The organism is Demequina aestuarii (assembly GCF_000975095.1).
Classification (GTDB): Bacteria; Actinomycetota; Actinomycetes; order Actinomycetales; family Demequinaceae; genus Demequina; species Demequina aestuarii.
The window spans coordinates 416,930-436,336 of sequence record NZ_BBRD01000001.1 but is presented as its reverse complement, the minus strand read 5'-3'; the positions used below and the strand labels follow the sequence as shown (position 1 = coordinate 436,336).

Below are 19,407 nucleotides of genomic sequence, written 5' to 3'. Positions count from 1 at the left end.
GAGCGGGGCACGGGCACCGGGGCAACTACCCTGGTGCCCGTGCCCTCCGACGCCTCCGCAACCTCGCGCGCCAGGTCCGGCCCTCGCCGCTCTGGCACGGGGCCCTCGCGCCGCGGCCGGCGCTGGCGGCGGGTGGCCGCGGCTGCCTCGCTCATCATCGTGACGGTCGTCCTCGTGGTGCTGCTCACCCAAGGCAACGACCCGGAACCGGTCGCGCCCGCCGCGTCGTCTCCCAGCCCCGCCACGGCCAGACCGTCCCCCTCGCCCGGCCCCGCGGTACCCGAGGTGGCCCCCGGCGAGATCCTGCTCGAGGCAGGAGCCCAGGGCCTCCCAGTCTTCGACAGCCCCGGCGCCGCGGAGCCGTCAGAGGAGCTGGGCCAATGGAGCGCACTCGGCTCCCGCACCACGCTGATGGGCTTCGCGCGCGAGAGCGTCGACGGCGAGGAGTGGGTCCAGGTCGAACTGCTGGGCGCGCCGAACCACCGCACGGGGTGGGTGCGTGCCGCCGATGCGACGGTCACCTCCACCGACGCGCGCATCGATGTCTACCTCGCCGAACGCGAGGTGGAGCTCACCGTCGGCGGGGAGGTCTCGGTGCTCTCGGAGGCCGTGATCGGCGAGGACGTGTCGCCCACGCCGCTCGGCGTGTTCTGGGTCACCGACGTGCTCGACTTCACGGCCAACCCCAGCGGCGTCTACGGCGCGTACGCGCTGGGCCTCAATGGGTGGTCAGAGACTCTTGAGGAGTTCAACGGCGGCGTCCCGCAGATCGCCGTCCACGGGACCGACCAGCCCGACGTGATGGGCCAGGCCGTCTCGAACGGCTGCGTCCGGCTGCCCAACGAGGTCGTCACGGAGATCGCGGAGACGGAAGGCGTGGGCGTCGGGACTCCCGTCGTGGTCCACGCCTCCCGCGGGGCCTAGGCCGACTCAGACGGCGCCGAACCGCTCCGCAGTCTCGCGGATCGACCGCGCCGATGCCTCGAGCGCGGCGCGCTCCGACTCGTCCATCGGGATGTCTGCGTGGTGCTCGATGCCGTTGCGGCCGATCACCGCCGGCAAGGACATGCACACCTCGCCCACGCCCGGATAGTCGATGAGCGTCGAGACGGGCATGATGCGGCGCTGGTCGCCCAGGACCGCCTCGACGATCCGGGCTCCGGCGACGCCGATCGCGTAGTTCGTGGCGCCCTTGCCCTCGATGATCGTGTAGGCGGAGCGCATCACGTCGTGGTGGATCTGCTCGCGCCGCTCGGGGGTCATCACGATCTTGCCACTACGGTCGCGCCACTGTGCGAGCGCCTGGCCGCCCACGGTCGCGGAGGACCACAACGCCACCTCGGAGTCGCCGTGCTCGCCCGCGATGTACGCGTGCACGTTGCCGACCGCGACATCGCAGGCCTGTGCGACCTGGTGACGTAGGCGCGACGTGTCGAGCGCGGTGCCGGAGCCGAACATGCGCGCCGGGTCCATGCCCGACTTCTTGATCGCCGCGAGCGTGACCACGTCCACCGGGTTGGTGACCAGGATGTAGATGGCATTGGGGGCGGCCTTCATCAGCGGCGGCAGCACCTTGTCCATGAGTGAAATGGTCGCGCCGGCGAGGTCCATGCGCGACTGCCCTGGCTGCTGCTTCGCGCCGGCGGTGACGACCACCACGTCGGAGCCCTCGACCACGCCCACGTCGTCGGATCCCAGCACGGTCGCCTCTGGCATGAACTGGATGCCCTGCGCGAGGTCCAGCGCCTCGGCCTCGACCTTGGCCTTGTTGATGTCGTACAGCGCGACGGTGCGCGCGAAACCACGCATCAGACCCGCGTAAGCGAGGGTCGCCCCCACCGCTCCTGCACCGACGATGGACACCTTGGACGTCTTCGCTTCCACGATGGCTTCCTCCTCAGGATTGGTCGAGCCAGCCGCGTCCGGTGGCGGCGAGCCCACTGGGCCTCAGCCTAGCGAGGAATCGGAGGCCGATCAGGGGGCCACGAGGTCGATGCACCAGGTGGATACGACCGGCTCGAGGAAACGGGACTCCGTGGAGACGGCGGCGCCTTCGGACGAGGTCACCTCGAGCCAGTACTCCGTCGCGGCGCACCACTGGGGTTCGTTGACGACGAGGTCGCTGCCAAGGTAGAACCGGTGGTCATCCCACGACGAGGTCATCTCGAAAGGCTCGTCCTTCCACGTCTCATTCATCAGCACGACGGCCTCGCCTTCGCACAGCACGACGGCGGCGATCCCGCCGTCACTGCGCGCGTTCTCGAACTCGCTGAGCTCCGTCGCCGACATCTGGTTCAGCGCCTCGCACGTGGCCGGCGACAACGTGACCCCATACGACACTCGGTCCACATCGCTGCAGTCATCGGTGCCAGCAAGGGCCAGCACAGGGTCGACGAGCGTGGCCTTCACCCTCGTCAGCACGCCGAGGTCGATCAGCGGCGTCGTGCGCTGAATCTCGAGGTCTCCTGAGGAGGTGACCTGACCGCATACGCCTTCCTCTGCGGCGACCTCGACGGCGGACACCGTCGTCGTGCCCTCGTATCGCACCGGCACCACCAGCGCGACGACCAGCACCACCAGCGCGACAGCGCCTCCCAGCGCCCACCACCGCTTCATGCGCCCCCTCGAGCCTGTGAGCGAACACTATAGGGCGTGGTGCCTGGCTGCAGCTAGAGCTTGTCGAGGCTGTTGAACCGCAGCACCAGGCGCTTCACTCCTTCGGAGCCGAAGTCGACCTTCACGACGGCGTTGCGGCCAGCGCCTTCGGTGCCCACCACCTTGCCCATGCCGAACTTGTCGCTCACCACCCGGTCGCCGGTGTCGAAGCCGATGTCGCCGGCGCCGCCGGGCGGGCTCGGCGGGATGCTGCGAGTGCGCACCGCTCCGGCGCGCGAGTACGCGTTGCCGTCCTCGCGGTCCTGAGATCCGCCATAGCCCATCGAGGACCAGCCGGAAGAGCCGCGTCGCTCGGTGCGGGCGCGCAGCGAGGCCATCGACGTCTCGGAGCGCGACCATTCGATCAGCTCGGCGGGAATCTCCTCGGCGAATCGCGACACCCCGAAGTACTGCGGCGCACCCCAGCTCGAGCGGACCTCGGCGCGAGTCAGGTACAGCCGCTCGCGGGCGCGAGTGAGGCCCACATAGGCGAGCCTGCGCTCCTCCTCCATGTCCTTGATGGCACCCGACTCGATGGAGCGCATGTGCGGGAAGGTGCCGTCCTCCATGCCGGGGATGAAGACCACCGGGAACTCGAGGCCCTTCGCAGTGTGGAGCGTCATGAGCGTCACGACTCCCCCACCGCCCTCGCCATCGGGCAGCTGGTCCGCGTCCGCCACGAGCGCGACCTTCTCCAGGAAGTCGGGCAGCGTGCCCTCGGGGTTCTCCTCCGAGAACTCGCGCCCCACCGAGACCAGCTCCATGATGTTCTCGATGCGGGAGGCGTCCTGGGGGTCCTCCGATGAGCGGTAGGCCGCGATCATCCCCGACCGGTCCGCGATCGCGTCGAGAACTCCGGCCGGGCCGTTGTCCGCCGCGAGGGCGCGCAGGTCGTCCATGAGCGACACGAAGCTGCCGATCGCGCGCACCGCACGCGCCTGCAGGCCCGCCTCGTCCGCCCACCGGAGCGCCGCACCGAAGCTCACGGGCGCATCGGCCGTGGTGCGCTCGCGCCGCAGGCGGTCGATCGCCTCGACCGCGGTGTCGCCGATGCCCCGCTTGGGGGTGTTGATGACGCGCCGCATCGCGACGTCGTCGTCCTCGTTCACGACTGCGGAGAGGTACGCGAGTGCATCCCTGATCTCCTTGCGCTCATAGAAGCGCGTGCCGCCCACGACCTTGTACGGAATGTCGGAGCGCATGAACCGCTCCTCGATCGCTCGGGACTGGGCGTTCGCGCGGTACATGATCGCGACATCCGCCGGGACGACCCCGTCCTCACGGATGAGCCGCGCGATCTCGTCGGCGATGTACTTCGCCTCTTCCTGCTCGGTGTCGCCCGCGAAGGCGCGGATGCGCTCGCCCGCACCCGAATCGGTCCACAGGTTCTTGGGCGGCCTGCCCTCGTTGTTCGCGATCACGGCGTTGGCCGCGGTGAGGATGTTCTGCGTCGAGCGGTAGTTCTGCTCGAGGCGCACGATGTGTGCGTTCGGATAGTCCTTCTCGAACTCCAGGATGTTGCGAATCGTCGCGCCGCGGAACGCGTAGATGGATTGGTCGGCGTCACCGACCACGGTGAGCTCTCCGGGAGGGAGACTGCCGTCCTCCTCACGCCCCACCAGCTCACGCACCAGCACGTACTGCGCGTGGTTGGTGTCCTGGTACTCGTCGACCAGCACGTGGCGGAACCGCTCGCGGTAGCGCTGGGCGATGTCGGGATGCCGCTGCAGCAGGTGCACGGTCTTGACGATGATGTCGTCGAAGTCGACGGCGTTGGCGGCCTCGAGGCGGCGCTGGTACTCGCCATACGCGCGACCGGCCGCGTGATCGATGCTGAACTTGCTCGTCATCTCGGTCGCGGCGAGCGCGGTGGCCGGGTCGATGAGCTCGTCCTTGAAGGTCCCGATGCGGTTCAGCAGCGCCTTCGCCGTGAACTTCTTGGGATCGATGTCCAACTCCTTCATCACCAGCTTCATGAGGTTCTGGGAGTCGGCGGAGTCGTAGATCGAGAACGTCGACTTGAGGCCGGCGGCCTCGTAGTCGGCGCGCAGGATCCGCACGCAGGCGCTGTGGAAGGTCGCCACCCACATGCGGCGCGCCTCGGGGCCCACCAGCGCGGCGACCCGCTCGCGCATCTCGCCGGCGGCCTTGTTGGTGAAGGTGATCGCCAGAATCTCGTGCGGTCGCGCGCGGCCCGCCTCGAGCAGGTACGCGATGCGATGGGTCAGCACGCGGGTCTTGCCAGAGCCCGCTCCCGCGAAGATCAGCAGTGCGCCGCCCTCGTGCAGCACCGCCTCCGCCTGGGCAGGGTTGAGCCCCTCGACGAGGGGCGAGTGGGAACGGTCGGCGAGATCGAAGAGCGCATCCATGACCCGTCGAGTCTAGGGCGTGGCACCGACGCGCGACGCCGGTCCGACGGTGACGAACGCGACGCCCGGCACGATCAGCCCGCGCGCTCCATCGCGACCGCCCCATGTCGCTCGAGCGCGACCAGGGCCGTATCCGCCGCAGCTCTCACATCGGGGTCGTCGTCGTACTTGGACAGGCCCAGCAGCAGCCGCCACACCTCTCGGTCAGAAGGCGCGCGACCGGCGGTCGCGAGGATCGCGAAGCATCGCGCGGCCGTGGCGCGCACCGGCGCGCGGCCATCCGCCGCCAGTCGCTTGAGTTCGGGGACCATCAGCACCAGTTCGCCGATGCGCCGAGCACGCATCGCGTCGCGGGCCGCCAGGTCGTTGTCGAGAGAAGGGCCGATGCGGGGGGCGGGCTCGGCGGCCTGGTGGTGGCCCACCCAGAATGCGAGCGCACGCAGTCGCGGCTGCGTCTCGTCCTGGCGCACGCGAGCGCCGGCCATGCTCTGGTTCACCATCGTCCCCTGTGGCGCTCGTAGGTGCGCCTGTGGTGGCGAGACTACTCCGATTCGCACCATTTTCAAGAGGTGAGAACGCTCGGGATCCGGCACCGCGCACCGGGCTGATGCGGCGGTGCGGTGCGCGCTGTGGAGCGCTACGCGGGGAGGGGCCGGGCTTCCGCACGGCCCGCGAACTGCGGCAGCACGTGCCGCCTGAGCGCGGCGAGGACCTCGGCGGCCACGGGCGTCGGGTCCGCGCCTCCGTGCACAGTCCAGCGACGGTCGGGGCCTTCGCGCTGCAGCTCACCCAACCGGGCCACGATGCCTCCGCCAGGGACGAAGTCGTGGGCGTAGTACACCGCCGCATCGGGGCTCTCGGGCAGGGAGGGCTCATGCACGCGCCACTGGTGCCACGCGACGCGGCTCACCGCGACCACGTTCACGTCGAACTGGAAGCGCGACACCGTGTTCCACGACACCGGGACGAAGGCGAGGCTCAGGTGCCACACCCGGCTCGGGTAGTCGAAGCGTTCGCCGTCGCCGACCAGGCCCCACCCCCGCAGGGTGGGGGCGATCTGATGCTCAAGCATCGCGCCGTAGACCTGGCGCGCGCTGGCAGCAGGCTCGACGGGCGCCAGAGACTCGCGCACCCGGCGCACCTCGCTCCGCTCTGCGAAGGGCAGGCTCATAGTTCCGTTTCTACACATTCCACCGAAAGACCGCATGTCGGGCGACGCCCGACATGCGGTTCTCTGATGAGTTCGTCAGGCGCTGCGTCCGGCGCGCTGAGCTCCGGAGCGGCGTGAACCGCCGCCACCGGAACGGCGACGACCGTGCTCACCCTCGGGACGGCGTGCGCCGCCACCGGACGTGCGCGAGCGCCCGCCCTGGCTGCGGCCACGCTGGCTGCCGGCGCCCTGGGGCTGGCGAATGGGCGTGGCGGACGGCTTCACGAAGGGCGCGACCTCACCGACGAGCTTGACGACGGCATCGGTGGTGGCGGAGACGGACTGCGGCTCCGCAGTGATCTTGGCGCGACGCATGAGCTGCTGCGAGTCGCGACGCTGCTCGGGGAGCACCAGGGTCACGACGTCTCCGTCGCTGCCGGCGCGGGCCGTGCGGCCCGAACGGTGCAGGTATGCCTTGTGCTCGGTAGGCGGGTCGACGTGCACCACCAGCTCGACGCCGTCGACGTGGACGCCGCGGGCGGCGACGTCCGTGGCGACCAGCACGCGGTGCGTGCCCTCGGAGAAGTGGGCAAGGTTCTTGTCACGCTTGGCCTGCGACAGGTTGCCGTGCAGGTCGACGGCGGGGATGCCGGCGTCGGAGAGCTGCTTGGCGAGGCGCTTGGCGTGGTGCTTGGTGCGCATGAAGAGGATGCGGCGGCCCGTGCCGGAGGCGAGGGCGTGCACGACGTCCCTCTTCGCATCGGCCGATGCCACGTGGAAGACGTGGTGCGTCATGGCGGCCACGGGCGACTCGGCGGAGTCGACGGAGTGGGTGACCGGGTTCGCGAGGAAGCGGCGCACCAGCTTGTCGACGCCGTTGTCCAGCGTCGCGGAGAACAGCATGCGCTGGCCGGTGGAGGGCGTGGCCGTCATGATGCGCGTGACGCCGGGCAGGAAGCCCAGATCCGCCATGTGGTCGGCCTCGTCGAGCACCGTGATGTCGACGCTGTCGAGCTTCACGTGGCCCTGCTTCATGAGGTCCTCGAGGCGGCCGGGGCAGGCCACGACGATGTCGGCGCCGCGGCGAAGCGCGACTTCCTGACGGTGCTGCTTCACACCGCCGAAGATGGTGGTCGTGGTGAGGCCGTACGCGGCGGCGAGCGGAGCGATGACCGCCTCGATCTGCGTCGCGAGCTCACGAGTAGGTGCGAGGACGAGTCCACGGGGTCGGTTCGGCTGAGCACGGCCGCCCTTCTCCCCCAGGCGCGCAGCCATGGGGATCGCGAAGGCGAGCGTCTTGCCGGATCCGGTGCGGCCGCGGCCCAGGACGTCGCGCCCCGAGAGGGTGTCGGGCAGGGTGTCGACCTGGATGGGGAAGGCGTTCTTCTTGCCCTCCGCTTCGAGGACGTTCGTGATCTTGGTGGGCACGCCGAGAGTGGCGAAGGTGATGTCAGACAAAGCGAGTGCCTTTCGGGCAGTGCGCCGATGCTCGTCGCGCGACAGCACGACGTATCCGTGAGAGTCACGGCACCAGCGGTGGTGGCGAATCGCGCGGAACCCACGCGTTCGTTCGCCGAAGAGATTTTCTACGAGCCGCGCTGCCGTGTCAGAGAAGTGACCGGCTGCGGCGAGAAGGAGAAGCCATCTGCGACGCAGGAGGACCGGGGATGGTCCTGCAAGTGACACCAGCGTACCAGGCCGGTCGTCGGGCTCCCGGCATCCCCCTAGACGATGCGGCGCTGGGCCGCCCAGTGAGCGAGTTCGTGACGGTTGGTGAGCTGCAGCTTGTGGAGCACCTTGCCCACGTGCGTCTCGACCGTCTTGATCGAGATGAACAGCTTCTCCCCGACCTCGCGATAGGTGTAGCCGCGGGCGATGAGCCGCATCACCTCCTGCTCGCGGGCGGTGAGCTTGTCGAGGTCCTCGTCGGCGTGCGCGACCTCGCCGCCCGCCGCGCCGAAGGCGTCGAGCACGAACCCGGCGAGCCGCGGCGAGAACACCGCATCTCCGGACGCCACCCGCCTCACCGCATCGGACAGATCCGGACCCGAGATGGACTTGGTGACATAGCCACGCGCGCCCGCACGGATCACTGACACGACGTCCTCGGCGGAATCGGAGACGGACAGCGCCAGGACCCGCGTCCCATCGATGCGGCCCTTGAGGTCAGCGAGCACGTCGAGCGCGCCGCCACCCTGGCCACCGGGCAGGTGCACGTCGAGGATCACCACCTGCGGGCGATGCTCGAGGACCTCCGCGACAGCGGACTCCACGTCGTGCGCCTCGCCCACCACCTGGATCTCGTCGTCCAAGGACTCTCGGACCCCCACTCGGATCACGTCGTGGTCGTCCACGATCACCACTGTCACGCTCATCGGGAGCCTCCTCTTGGCATCACGATCATCACCTCTGTCCTGTCGCCGGGCGCACTGCGCACCTCGGCCCCGCCGCCGTGGCGCGCCACCCTGCCCACGATCGACTGGCGAATGCCGAGCCGGTCCTCGGGAACCGCGTCGGGATCGAAGCCCGGCCCGGCATCGCGCACGAAGATCTCATAGGCGTCCGCAGTGAGCTCCGCGTAGACGCTGATGGGCTCCGACCCGTGCCTGGCAGCGTTCGCCATCGCCTCTCGCGCTGCCTGCACCGCCGCCCCCAGCCACTCATCGGTCGGAGCATCGCCCACACACACGGTATCGATCGCGACGCCGTGGGCGTCCTCGACCTCCGCGACCGCCATCTTCACGGCACTCGCCACCGACTCCTCGACGCTCGGCCGGTCCTGGTACAAGTACGAGCGCAGGTCCCGTTCCTGCGAGCGCGCCAGTCGCGCCACCGAGTCGGGATCATCAGCGCGGGCGCGGATCAGGGTGAGCGTCTGGAGCACGGAATCGTGCAGATGCGCGGCGATCTCGGCGCGCTCGTGCTCGCGGATCCGCTCGTCCCGCTCGATCCCCACCTGGCGGATCAGTCGCAGCCACCACGGCGCGAGCAGCAGGGCACCGCCTGCGGCGACCACCAGCGGCGTCACGATGGCGCGTGCCACGGCGTTGTCGGTGAAGTCCCACATCGCGAACCACCACAGGGCCCCGATGCCGAGCACCAGACCTACGAGCAGTCGCAGCCACGCGTCGCGCCGGAAGATGCCTGCGACGTCAAGCCGGCGGGCGTCCTGGCCGAACGCTCCGTCAAGGGGACTCCACACCACACCGAGTCCCGCGAGGTAGACCACCAGCGGGACCACCCACGACGCGAGGTCCTCCGTGCCCCACCTGTCCACGGCCAGCACTCCGGCCACGGTGAGCAGCGCGAGGCCGCCCAGCACCTTCCACGCGGTCGGCAGGCCGTGGCGGCGCGCGAGAGGCGCGGCCACCGGGCGATGGGCCTGGGTCGTCATGGAGTCATCGTCACACAAGGGACGCCTCCGCGGACCCCGATGCGCCGCATGTCAGGGTCCCTCCCGCACGAGGATCAGGGGTCGAATCAGGGAGGTACCTCATAGCGCCCGCCGCCGCGCGGAGCGGACACTGGAGTCAGCACCGGCGTCCCCGACGCCACGACGACCGAGGAGAGCCATGACTGAGCAGCCGCAGCCCCAGAAGGAGGCAGCGTTCTTCACCACGATCCGCCAGTGGGGCCTCACCAGAGGGGCGCACGGCGTGGTGGGAGGCGTCGTCGAGGGACTTGGTGCCCGCGTCGGGATGGCGGCCGTGCCCGCGCGACTCATCGTGGTGCTCGGAGCGATCATGCTGCCCGGATTCGTGATGCTCGCCTATGCCGCCGCGTGGGCGCTGCTCCCCGACCGCCACGGCACCATCATCATCCAGAACTTCGGCAGAGGCGTCACGAACGTGGGCGCCTTGCTCGGCATCGCCGTCCTGACGTTGTTCGGCTTCGGCTCACTGGACAGCGGCGGGTTCGCCAGCATCTTCGGAGTCGGAATGGACCCGTGGATCTGGGACAGCGGCATGTTCAGCGACGGTGGCGGTCTGGGCGACGCCATCCGTGGGATCGCCGTGCTGCTCGCGATCACGATCCCGCTCCTGCTGATCTCCGGCGTCATCGTGCTCATCGTCTGGCTGGTCAAGCGCTCGAAGGACACCGCGACGCCTCCGGGTGGCGTCGGCGAGTCTGGCGGCCCCGGCACGCCCGGTGCGCCGGGGAGCCCCGGGACGGCCGATGCGGTCGTCGACCCATCGACGGCCGGCTCCCCGACTGCGCCCGCTCCGGGCGAGGGCGCCTCCGGCGCCGCAGCAGCCGGGGCGCAGCAGCCGGCCGAAGGCCCCGCCACGAGCGGAGCCGCCGCGCCTGCGAGCCAGCCGGCCCGCGCATCGGCCGCCGACTCGGCTGCCGTGCACGCGCCGCAGCCGTGGGAGCCCGCGCTCATGCCCGGCGACCCACGGGCGGCCCGCGTCGAGGGAGCGCCCGCGACTCCGCCTCCCGTGCCGCCTGCACCGTACGCATCGGCCGCGCCCGTACCGCCGGCGCCTCCCGCTCCGCACAGTCCGCCCCGGGCCCACGTTCCGGGCCCCGGACGCGGCGGCTACCTCGGCTTCCTGGGCGTGCTGTTCATCGCGGCGGCGATCGTCTTCAACGTCGAGCGCATGGACAGGCTCGCCGTCCACCCGGTTCTCGCCTGGGGTGCGATCGTGACCGTCGGCCTGGGGGCCGTGCTGATCGCGGTTGCGCTGTCGGGGCGCAGGCTGGGGTTCCTGGGGTTCCTGTCCGTCCTCGCCGTGGTCGCGGGAGTACCGCTCGCGGCGAACGCCGACGATCTCCGCGCGCAGTACGACGAGTCATGGGACTGGTGGGATGTCGAGGTGACGGTGGACGAGGGGTCCGGCCCGGAGTCGGAGCCGATTGTCAGCGCCACTCCCGCGGGGCCACCCTTCGACGCCACCACAGCGTTCGAGGATGACTACTCGGTGATCAGAGTCGTGCCCGGGTGCTCCTCGATATCCGCGACGGGGGGCCCCTCGGAGCCCTACGACCTGGGTGAGGTGCAGACCAGCATCCGGTACGACGAGCTGATGCAGGACGAGACGCTCGAGCTCGGCGAGGGAGTGACCAGGCTCACGATTCCCGAAGGCACCAGCATCGAGCTCCACGGCACGCTCGGCCTGACCACCCTGTGGCCCCAGCGAGACCTGTACTGCGACTTCTGGACCGATGGAGCCGAGACGTGGCTCGGCGTCCTCTCCAACCCGGGCGACCCCCTTCTGACCGTCACGAGCGAAGAAGGCGCCGCCCTCTACATCGAGGAGGTGGCCCGATGAGCGCCACAGCTGCCATCCGACGCCGTGCGGGCCAGCGCATCTCGAGCGCCCTCTGGGGACTGCTCGTCACGGGGGTGGGAGGCCTCCTGATCGCGTCGTACTCCGGCTACGAGATCGACCTGGAGCTCGCCGCCATCATCGTGCTCGCTGCGATCGGCGGGTGGCTGCTGGTGTCCGCGGCCGTGTCCGGCATCGGCCGCCAGCGGGAGATCTCCCGCGCCACCGCTCCCACCGTCGAAGAGCGGGTGGAGCCCGTCCGGCCCGCCGAGTCCGCGTCGGGCCCTGACGTCGACGAGACGAGCAGCCTCGACGTCGCCCCCACGACCGAGCTCCCCCACGACGACTCGCGCCGCACCTGAGCGCGACACTCAGGGTCCGCTAGGAGACGCGAACGCGCGAGATCCGGCACTGAGCGCCCGCGAGGGCGCTCAGGCGGGAGTGCGGGGCGTGGAGCGGGGTCACTCCCACTCGATGGTGCCCGGCGGCTTCGACGTCACGTCCAGGACCACGCGGTTGATCTCCTCGACCTCGTTCGTGATGCGGTTCGAGATGTGGGCGAGCGTCTCGTAGGGCACGCGGGTCCAGTCGGCCGTCATCGCGTCCTCGGACGACACGGGGCGCAGGACCACCGGGTGCCCGTACGTGCGGCCGTCGCCCTGCACGCCCACGGAGCGGACGTCTGCGAGCAGCACCACCGGGCACTGCCAGATGTCCTGGTCGAGTCCCGCCTTGGTCAACTCCTCGCGCGCGATCGCGTCCGCGCGGCGCAAGATCTCGAGCCGCTCCCATGTGACCTCGCCGATGATGCGGATCCCCAGGCCCGGCCCGGGGAACGGCTGGCGGCCCACAATCTCCTCAGGCAGGCCAAGTTCGCGGCCCACGGCACGCACCTCGTCCTTGAAAAGGGTGCGCAACGGCTCGATCAGCGAGAACTGCAGATCGTCGGGGAGTCCGCCCACGTTGTGATGACTCTTGATGTTCGCCGCACCCTCGCCGCCTCCGGACTCGACCACATCGGGATAGAGCGTCCCCTGGACGAGGAACTCGACCTCCTCGCCGTGCGCTCCGGCCTCCTCGACCACTTGGCGCGCGGAGTCCTCGAACACCCGAATGAACTCGCGGCCAATGATCTTGCGCTTGGTCTCAGGATCGGAGACTCCCGTGAGGGCGGTGAGGAACCGCTCCTTCTCGTCGCGAATGATCAGGCGCACACCCGTGGAGTTCACGAAGTCCTTCTCGATCTGCTCGACCTCCCCCGCGCGCATGAGGCCGTGATCCACGTGGATGCAGGTGAGCTGGTCGCCCACCGCCCGCTGCACGATCGCGGCGGCCACTGCCGAGTCCACGCCGCCGGACAGCGCGCAGATGACCCGCTTGTCGCCCACCTGCGCGCGAATCAGCTCCACCTGCTCGTCGATCACGTTCTCGCTCGTCCAGTCAGGGCGCAGGCCCGCGACGTTGTACAGGAAGTTCTCGATCGCGGCCTGGCCGAGCGGAGAGTGCTTGACCTCGGGGTGCCACTGCACGCCGCACATCCGCCGCTCGAGGTCTTCGAAGGCCGCGACGGGCGCGCCCTCGGAACTCGCCAGCACGGTGAACCCCTCGGGCGCCTCCTGAACGGAGTCGCCGTGGCTCATCCACACGGTCTGCTCCGCGGGGCTGCCCGCGAGCGCTGTTCCGGGGTCGGTCACCCGCGCGGTCGTGCGGCCATACTCACGGAGCCCGGTCTTGGCGACCGTGCCGCCCAGCGCGAGCGCCATCTCCTGGAACCCGTAGCAGATGCCCATCACGGGCAGCCCGGCCTCGAACAGCGCCGGGTCGATGCGGGGCGCGCCCTCGGTGTAGACCGAGGCAGGCCCGCCGGAGAGAATCACGGCCAGGGGGTCCTTCGCGAGCATGTCCGCGGCGCTCATGGAGTGGGGCACGACCTCGGAATAGACATCCGCCTCGCGCACGCGGCGCGCGATCAACTGAGCGTACTGAGCGCCGAAGTCGACGACGAGGACGGGCCGATGCTGGGTTTCGGGCATTGCTCAGGACTCCTGACCGGCGCGCACCTCGCGGGTGACCCGACTCTCGACGAAGAAGGACAGCAGCGGCACGACGCCGCCGAAGAACAGCGTGGCGAGCCGGCCGTAGCCCCAGCGCGCCTTGAGCCACAGTTGAAGCACCGTGACGAGATAGACCACGTACACGAAGCCGTGGACCTGGGAGAGGATGCTGAGCGACTCCCTCAGCGACGTGGTCGTCTCGAAGGACGTCCACCACTCGAGCGGGTAACGCAGCAGTCCCAGGAACACCAGAATGAGCAGCGTGCCCGTGACGAACGCCATGATGCGATAGCGCAGCAGCACGCCGGGCGTCACGGCCTCGGGAGTAGCGGTCGGCGTGGCGGCCTGGGGCGCGGGTTCGGTCACGTCTGTCCTCCGTGGGGATCGTCCGCAGCGCCGGCCGGGTCCACTGGCTCGCGCGCGATGAACCCATTGTCCCGTATCCAGCGGCCCGCAATGAACGCGAAGAAGGCGCCGAACAGCCACCACTCGAACGCATAGGCGAGTGATCGGAAGTCCAGCGAGCGCTCGACCTCGGGGGCGGGCAGCGGCCGCAGTCCCGGCTCTGCCGCGTCGGCGCTCAGCAGCGTCGTGTACAGCGGTGCGTCCCACTCCTGCGCCAGGATCGCGGGCGACAGCCGGTCGGCCCAGAACGCCCCCTCAGGAGGCGCCTCCTCGGGGTCGGGCGCCGGAGCGGCCCCCTCGCCTGAGCGCAGGTGCCCGGTCACGCGCCGGTCTGCGGGCGCGCCCGCGTCAAAGCCGTCTACCTCCTCGGGGGCGAGCCAGCCCACGATCACCGGCAGGGTCGCGCGCTCCCCGGTTCCGGTCGCATCGGCCGCCACGGTGAACGGACGCACCACCAGGACGGCCGGGGCGCCGTCGATCTCGCGGTCGGGGATGAGCGCGACGCCGCTGCTCGCGTACTCGCCGTCGGCCCAGATCTCCCGCCCCTGTTCGGAGCCGGGAGTCGTCGCGGGAGCGGCGACGTCAGCGATCGCGGCAGGGGGGTCGCTCTGGCGGATCTCGCCCTGCTCTGACGCGCGCCCCCATTGCCACCAGCCGAGCGAGCCGCACACGAGGATCGCAGCCGTCGCCAGGGCCGTCGCCGGGATGACATGCCCCCAGCGAATGCGTCGCGCTGCCGTCATGAGGCTCGACGGGGCTTGGTGGACGTCAGCGCAGAGGCGGCCTCGGTGGCGACGGCGGCCGACGGTGCCTTCATCACCGTCACACGGTCGCGGCCCCCGGCCTTCGACGCGTACAGGGCATCATCGGCCCTTCGGATGGCGTGGTGGGGGCTGCCGTCATACTCGCCGTCGGTGAGGCCGATGGAGACGGTGATGGGATGGTCGTGGCCTGTGCAGGCGATCGAGGCATCCCCGATCGAGGCGCGAATGCGCTCCATCGTCACGGCGGCATCCGACAGCTGAGCATCGGTGATCACGAACACGAACTCCTCACCCCCCCATCTTCCCACCGCGTCGGTGACCCGCAGGCTCGCCTTCAGCCTGGCGCCGATGTCCGCCAGCACCCGGTCGCCGCACGCGTGGCCGAAGCGATCATTGATGTCCTTGAAGTGATCGAGGTCCGCGATCGCGAGGCAATAGGGGGCCGCCCCGGGCACGGACAACTTCTCGAGGCGCTCCATCACCGGCCGGCGGTTGGCCAGGCCCGTGAGCGCATCGGTGTTGGCGAGGTACTCGGCGCGCGCCGCGAGCTCGGCCGCGCGTTGCCGTGCGCGCTCGGCCCGGAAATGGCTCACTGCCGCCACGATGAACAGCATGCTCGACATCAGGAGGACGTTGATCGAGAACAGGGTAGTCAGCAGCACCTGCGGCATCTGCACGATCGCGCCGGACGCGGGCAGCAGGAACTGGCAGGCGAGGAACCCGAACAGCGCCCCGAATGCCGAGACCCACCTCAGCGCTCGCTGGCGCTCGGTGAACACCATGAACACGAGCTGACAGGCGAGCAGGATGAAGAGGTGGAAGCCCGCCTCCCAGCCGACGAAGGCGGACGCCATCACCAGCTGCACGATTGCGGTGCCGAACGTCACAAGTGCGGCGCCCAGCTGGCGCCCCAGCCGTGCGAGCAGCACGCAGGCCACGTACGCGATCGTGGCGACCATGTTGAAGGCGATCAGGGTGCCGAACATCGCCATGTCGTAGGTCATGAAGAAGGCGATGTAGGACAGGGTCAGGATGATCGCGATCACGGCGATGCCGTGGGTGGTCGAGACGGCGCGGCCGGCCTCGCCGGTGAGGCGGCCCACCCGCCGATCGAGCAGACGCTCGACAGCATCGTTCAGGTGACGGTCCCGCGCACTTCGCTCAGGGTCCCCACTCATCGATGCCCTCCCGACCGGCTGCGGCGCAGTCCGCCTGCGAAGGCCGTCGACGAGCGCCGCCGTCCCAGACTACTCGTCGACGCCGATGCGCTCTAGGGGTGGTTCATCGCCCCGGCTCCCGGTCAGTCCAGCACCGACAGCGCGACCGATGCGCCGAGGACAAGGTTGCGACCGGAGGCCTTCGCCTCGTAGAGCTTGGCATCCGCCAACCGCAGCGTCTCCTCCTTGCTGGTGTGGCGCCGCGCATGCGCGACACCGGCGGAGATGGTCACGGGCTCGAGGAACGCGGTGGCGCCGTACTCCTCCTCCATCGCACGCCGCGCGCGCTCCATCACGGCGACGGCGTCGGTCAGCGACATGCCGGGCAGGAGCACGAGGAACTCCTCCCCTCCCCACCGAGCGACGGTGCCTCGCTCGCCGACGGCATCCACGAGGGTGCGGGCGACGTTGGACAGCACCACGTCGCCCGCGCCGTGACCCAAGCGGTCGTTGATGCGCTTGAAGCGATCCAGATCCGCGAGCGCCAGTGCGTACTCCCCCGACCGCGCCGCGTCGGACAGCAGCGGGGCGATGCCGCGGCGGTTGTAGACCTCCGTGAGCGCGTCCGTGCGCGCGGCGACCTGGGCTTCCCCGAGGAGGTCGTCATTGCGTCGCCGCTCTCGCACGAAGTACTGGTTGTTGAACAGCGCCAGCACGGACAGGATGAACGCCACCAACAGCACATTGCCCACGGAGGTCAGGTCCATCCAGCGGTCGCCCACCGCTGCCTCTGGCTCGTCGAAGCTCTCGAGGAGGTACATCACCACCAGCATGCCGGCGGCGAGCGCGGTGACGCCTGCACCGGCCCTCCACTCGTGCGGAGGGAACACCAGGAACGCCAAGGCACCCACAGTGAGCATGGGCAGCGGGAAGCCGGACTCGTTCGAGAACATCCACGAGAGGAAGGCGAACTGAGCGATCGGCCACGTCAGGCCGATCACGGAGGCGGTCACGTAATGGCGACGTCGGTTCAAGTCCACGCACACGACCCACCCGCAGACCATCGCCACGTGCATCAGCGCGGGCACGAGCGTCAGCGGGGGGTCCGCCGCAGCGATCACGATCACCCACGGCAGGCACACGGCGGCACTCATGAGGAAGAATCGGTTGGCGCCCATGACGGACCGCGCGCGCACCGGGTCCAGTCCGCTCACGCCCGAGTTGACGATGATCTCGAGGGCGCGCCGGAAGGGTCGTCGACCGAGACTCCCGATCATGTCCACGCTTCAACTCCCCCCGCGCGGTGGCCCCGTTCTCCGGCGCACGCCACTGCACGCACCGTCCCACCGGTTGCCATCGGTGGGACGAGTGTAGGGGAGGCCCCCGATGCCGGGAACGGCGTGTGGCGCGAAACACACTGCCCCGACGGACATGGCCGGAACCGGGACTTGCGTCGCAAGCACGCCTGTCGCGCGCGTGGAAGGATGGAAGGCGTGTCCAGAAGCATCTACATCGCCTCCGCCGAGGGCCACACGGGCAAGTCCACCGTCGCGCTCGGCATCACCGCACTGCTCACCCGCACCGTTGGTCGCGTGGGCGTGTTCCGGCCAGTGGCGCGCGTCGCCGACGGCTCGGACTACGTGCTCGACCTGCTGCTCGGCCACGACGGGGTCGACCTCAGTTACGAGGACAGCGTGGGAGTGACCTACGACGACGTCCACGAGGACCCGGAGAAGGCGCTCGCCACCATCGTGTCGCGCTACCACGAGGTCGCGAAGAAGTGCGATGCCGTCGTGATCGTCGGCACCGACTACACCGACGTCTCGGGAGCTGCCGAGTTCGAGTTCAACGCGCGCATCGCGGCGAACCTCGGCTCCCCCGTCGCCCTCGTGGTCCACGGCCGGGACCGCACGCCCCACGAGATCTCGCAGGTCGTGGAGCAGTCTCGGTCAGAGCTCGAGTACCACCATGCTCGCGTCGCCGCCGTCTTCGCCAACCGCTGCGATCCCGACCAGTTGGACGAGGTGCGTGCGGTGCTTCCCGCCGACATCGGCGTGAGTGCACTCCCGGAGGAGCCCGTTCTCGTAGCGCCGCTGCTGTCCGCTCTCGTGGAAGCGGTGGACGGCACCCTGGTCTCGGGCGACGCGTCCCTGCTGTCGCGCGAAGTGCGCGACGTCACCGTGGGCGCGATGATGCCCGAACACCTGATCGAGCGGCTCCGTGAGGGAGCGGTGGTCATCACCCCTGGTGACAGGTCCGACGCGCTGCTCGCCCTGCTGGCGGCACACGCCGCGGAGGGCTTCCCGGCGCTGGCCGGGATCATTCTGAATGGCGGCTTCAAGTCCTCCGAGGCGATCGGCCGCCTGGTCAGTGGTCTCGGTTCCGCTCTGCCCATCATCGAGACAGAACTGGGCACGTACGAGACGGCCCGGCGCGCGTGGTCCACCCGGGGCCGCCTCGCGAGGGACTCCGCCCTGAAGGTCGACACCGCGCTGTCGATGTTCGAACGCTACGTCGACGCCGACGCCCTGATCGACGTTCTCGACGTCGCCCGTACGGACGTCATCACACCACTGATGTTCGAATTCGACCTGCTGGACCGCGCCCGCGCCGCACGCCGGCACATCGTCCTTCCCGAGGGCTCCGACGACCGGATCCTGCGCGCCGCCTCGACCCTGCTGACGCGCGGAGTCGTGGACCTCACCATCCTCGGTGCAGAGCCGACCATTCGCGCTCGCGCGGCGGAGCTGGGCCTCGAGATCGACGAGGCACGCATCGTCTCGACGGGCGACGAGGAGCTGGTCGGCCGCTTCGCGGCGACGTACGCCGACCTGCGGTCGCACAAGGGCGTCTCCATTGAGCAGGCCCGCGAGGTGATCCAGGACGTGAGCTTCTTCGGCACGATGATGGTGCTCGAGGGTCTCGCGGACGGCATGGTCTCCGGCGCCGCCCACACCACCGCGCACACGATCACCCCGTCGTTCCAGGTCATCAAGACCGCACCCGGCGTCTCGATCGTGTCCTCGGTGTTCCTGATGTGCCTGGCGGACCGGGTCCTCGTCTACGGCGACTGCGCCGTGAACCCCGACCCCACCGCGGAGCAGCTCGCGGACATCGCCATCTCCTCGGCCGAGACCGCCCGACAGTTCCACATCGAGCCGCGAGTGGCGATGCTCTCGTACTCCACCGGCTCCTCTGGCACGGGGTCCGACGTCGACAAGGTGAGGGAGGCGACTCGCATCGTCCGCGAGCGCCGCCCGGACCTGGTGGTGGACGGACCCATGCAGTACGACGCAGCCGTCGAGCCGTCGGTGGCCGCGAGCAAGGCCCCCGACTCCCCTGTGGCGGGACGTGCCACGGTCCTGGTGTTCCCCGACCTCAACACGGGGAACAATACGTATAAGGCCGTCCAGCGCTCCGCGGGCGCCGTCGCGATCGGGCCAGTGCTCCAGGGACTGCGCAAGCCGGTCAACGACCTGTCTCGCGGCGCCACGGTCCAGGACATCGTCAACACGGTCGCGATCACCGCGATCCAAGCCCAGGAGATGGGCAGCGAGGAGAACGACGCGTGAGCGTGAACTAT

Annotated in this window: 17 protein-coding genes; 4 read left to right on the top strand and 13 right to left on the bottom strand. The window is 69.8% G+C overall.

What is annotated here, in order from left to right:
* The first annotated feature begins 39 nt into the window (after window positions 1-39).
* Complete coding sequence (locus tag AOP72_RS02135; protein ID WP_152650214.1) at window positions 40-924, top strand: L,D-transpeptidase; 885 nt, start codon at window positions 40-42, stop codon at window positions 922-924.
* 6 nt (window positions 925-930) lie between these two features.
* Here AOP72_RS02135 and AOP72_RS02130 read toward each other — a convergent pair whose 3' ends face one another.
* The 8 genes from AOP72_RS02130 to AOP72_RS02095 form a co-directional block, all read right to left on the bottom strand.
* Window positions 931-1,884, bottom strand: coding sequence for an L-lactate dehydrogenase (locus AOP72_RS02130; RefSeq protein ID WP_238581582.1), 954 nt, complete (start codon window positions 1,882-1,884; stop codon window positions 931-933).
* A gap of 90 nt (window positions 1,885-1,974) precedes the next feature.
* Window positions 1,975-2,616 (bottom strand): hypothetical protein, encoded by a 642-nt coding sequence (locus tag AOP72_RS02125; protein ID WP_062131743.1) that lies wholly within the window; start codon window positions 2,614-2,616, stop codon window positions 1,975-1,977.
* A gap of 53 nt (window positions 2,617-2,669) precedes the next feature.
* Window positions 2,670-5,024, bottom strand: a complete 2,355-nt coding sequence (gene pcrA / locus AOP72_RS02120; protein WP_062131740.1) for a DNA helicase PcrA — start codon at window positions 5,022-5,024, stop codon at window positions 2,670-2,672.
* A 74-nt stretch (window positions 5,025-5,098) separates the two neighbouring features.
* On the bottom strand, window positions 5,099-5,509 hold the full coding sequence (locus AOP72_RS02115; protein ID WP_193746332.1) for a hypothetical protein: 411 nt from the start codon (window positions 5,507-5,509) through the stop codon (window positions 5,099-5,101).
* 152 nt (window positions 5,510-5,661) lie between these two features.
* Window positions 5,662-6,195: a hypothetical protein gene (locus tag AOP72_RS02110; protein ID WP_062131734.1), complete on the bottom strand. Its 534-nt coding sequence runs from the start codon at window positions 6,193-6,195 to the stop codon at window positions 5,662-5,664.
* A gap of 75 nt (window positions 6,196-6,270) precedes the next feature.
* The gene (locus AOP72_RS02105; RefSeq protein ID WP_084631141.1) at window positions 6,271-7,632 is read right to left on the bottom strand and encodes a DEAD/DEAH box helicase; all 1,362 of its coding nucleotides are present in this window, start codon (window positions 7,630-7,632) and stop codon (window positions 6,271-6,273) included.
* A 266-nt stretch (window positions 7,633-7,898) separates the two neighbouring features.
* Window positions 7,899-8,549: a response regulator gene (locus AOP72_RS02100; protein WP_062131731.1), complete on the bottom strand. Its 651-nt coding sequence runs from the start codon at window positions 8,547-8,549 to the stop codon at window positions 7,899-7,901.
* Entirely contained in the window at window positions 8,546-9,568 is a 1,023-nt protein-coding gene (locus AOP72_RS02095; RefSeq protein WP_062131728.1) for a sensor histidine kinase, read from the bottom strand. The genes AOP72_RS02100 and AOP72_RS02095 overlap by 4 nt, the downstream gene beginning before the upstream one ends.
* Before the next feature lie 178 nt (window positions 9,569-9,746).
* On the opposite strand from AOP72_RS02095, the gene AOP72_RS02090 reads away from it, so the two are divergent.
* Both AOP72_RS02090 and AOP72_RS02085 read left to right on the top strand, forming a co-directional pair.
* Window positions 9,747-11,447, top strand: coding sequence for a PspC domain-containing protein (locus AOP72_RS02090; protein ID WP_062131724.1), 1,701 nt, complete (start codon window positions 9,747-9,749; stop codon window positions 11,445-11,447).
* A complete protein-coding gene (locus tag AOP72_RS02085; RefSeq protein ID WP_062131721.1) occupies window positions 11,444-11,806 on the top strand; it encodes a hypothetical protein in 363 nt (120 codons plus the stop codon). Before AOP72_RS02090 ends, AOP72_RS02085 begins: the two co-directional genes overlap by 4 nt.
* Window positions 11,807-11,905: 99 nt before the next feature.
* Here the strand turns inward: AOP72_RS02085 and guaA are convergent, their stop codons facing one another.
* The 5 genes from guaA to AOP72_RS02060 all read right to left on the bottom strand — a co-directional run bounded on the left by guaA (window position 11,906) and on the right by AOP72_RS02060 (window position 17,101).
* Complete coding sequence (gene guaA, locus AOP72_RS02080) at window positions 11,906-13,477, bottom strand: glutamine-hydrolyzing GMP synthase (RefSeq protein ID WP_062131718.1); 1,572 nt, start codon at window positions 13,475-13,477, stop codon at window positions 11,906-11,908.
* Window positions 13,478-13,480: 3 nt separating this feature from the next.
* Window positions 13,481-13,864 carry a DUF3817 domain-containing protein gene (locus AOP72_RS02075; RefSeq protein ID WP_062131715.1) on the bottom strand — a complete coding sequence of 128 codons (384 nt, stop codon included), beginning with the start codon at window positions 13,862-13,864 and terminating at the stop codon, window positions 13,481-13,483.
* Window positions 13,861-14,646 (bottom strand): SURF1 family cytochrome oxidase biogenesis protein, encoded by a 786-nt coding sequence (locus tag AOP72_RS02070; RefSeq protein ID WP_062131712.1) that lies wholly within the window; start codon window positions 14,644-14,646, stop codon window positions 13,861-13,863. Before AOP72_RS02070 ends, AOP72_RS02075 begins: the two co-directional genes overlap by 4 nt.
* Window positions 14,643-15,845: a GGDEF domain-containing protein gene (locus tag AOP72_RS02065; RefSeq protein ID WP_062131709.1), complete on the bottom strand. Its 1,203-nt coding sequence runs from the start codon at window positions 15,843-15,845 to the stop codon at window positions 14,643-14,645. Before AOP72_RS02065 ends, AOP72_RS02070 begins: the two co-directional genes overlap by 4 nt.
* A gap of 122 nt (window positions 15,846-15,967) precedes the next feature.
* Window positions 15,968-17,101: a GGDEF domain-containing protein gene (locus tag AOP72_RS02060; protein ID WP_062131706.1), complete on the bottom strand. Its 1,134-nt coding sequence runs from the start codon at window positions 17,099-17,101 to the stop codon at window positions 15,968-15,970.
* Between the two features lie 207 nt (window positions 17,102-17,308).
* On the opposite strand from AOP72_RS02060, the gene pta reads away from it, so the two are divergent.
* On the top strand, window positions 17,309-19,396 hold the full coding sequence (pta, locus tag AOP72_RS02055; RefSeq protein ID WP_062131703.1) for a phosphate acetyltransferase: 2,088 nt from the start codon (window positions 17,309-17,311) through the stop codon (window positions 19,394-19,396).
* Window positions 19,397-19,407: the final 11 nt, after the last annotated feature.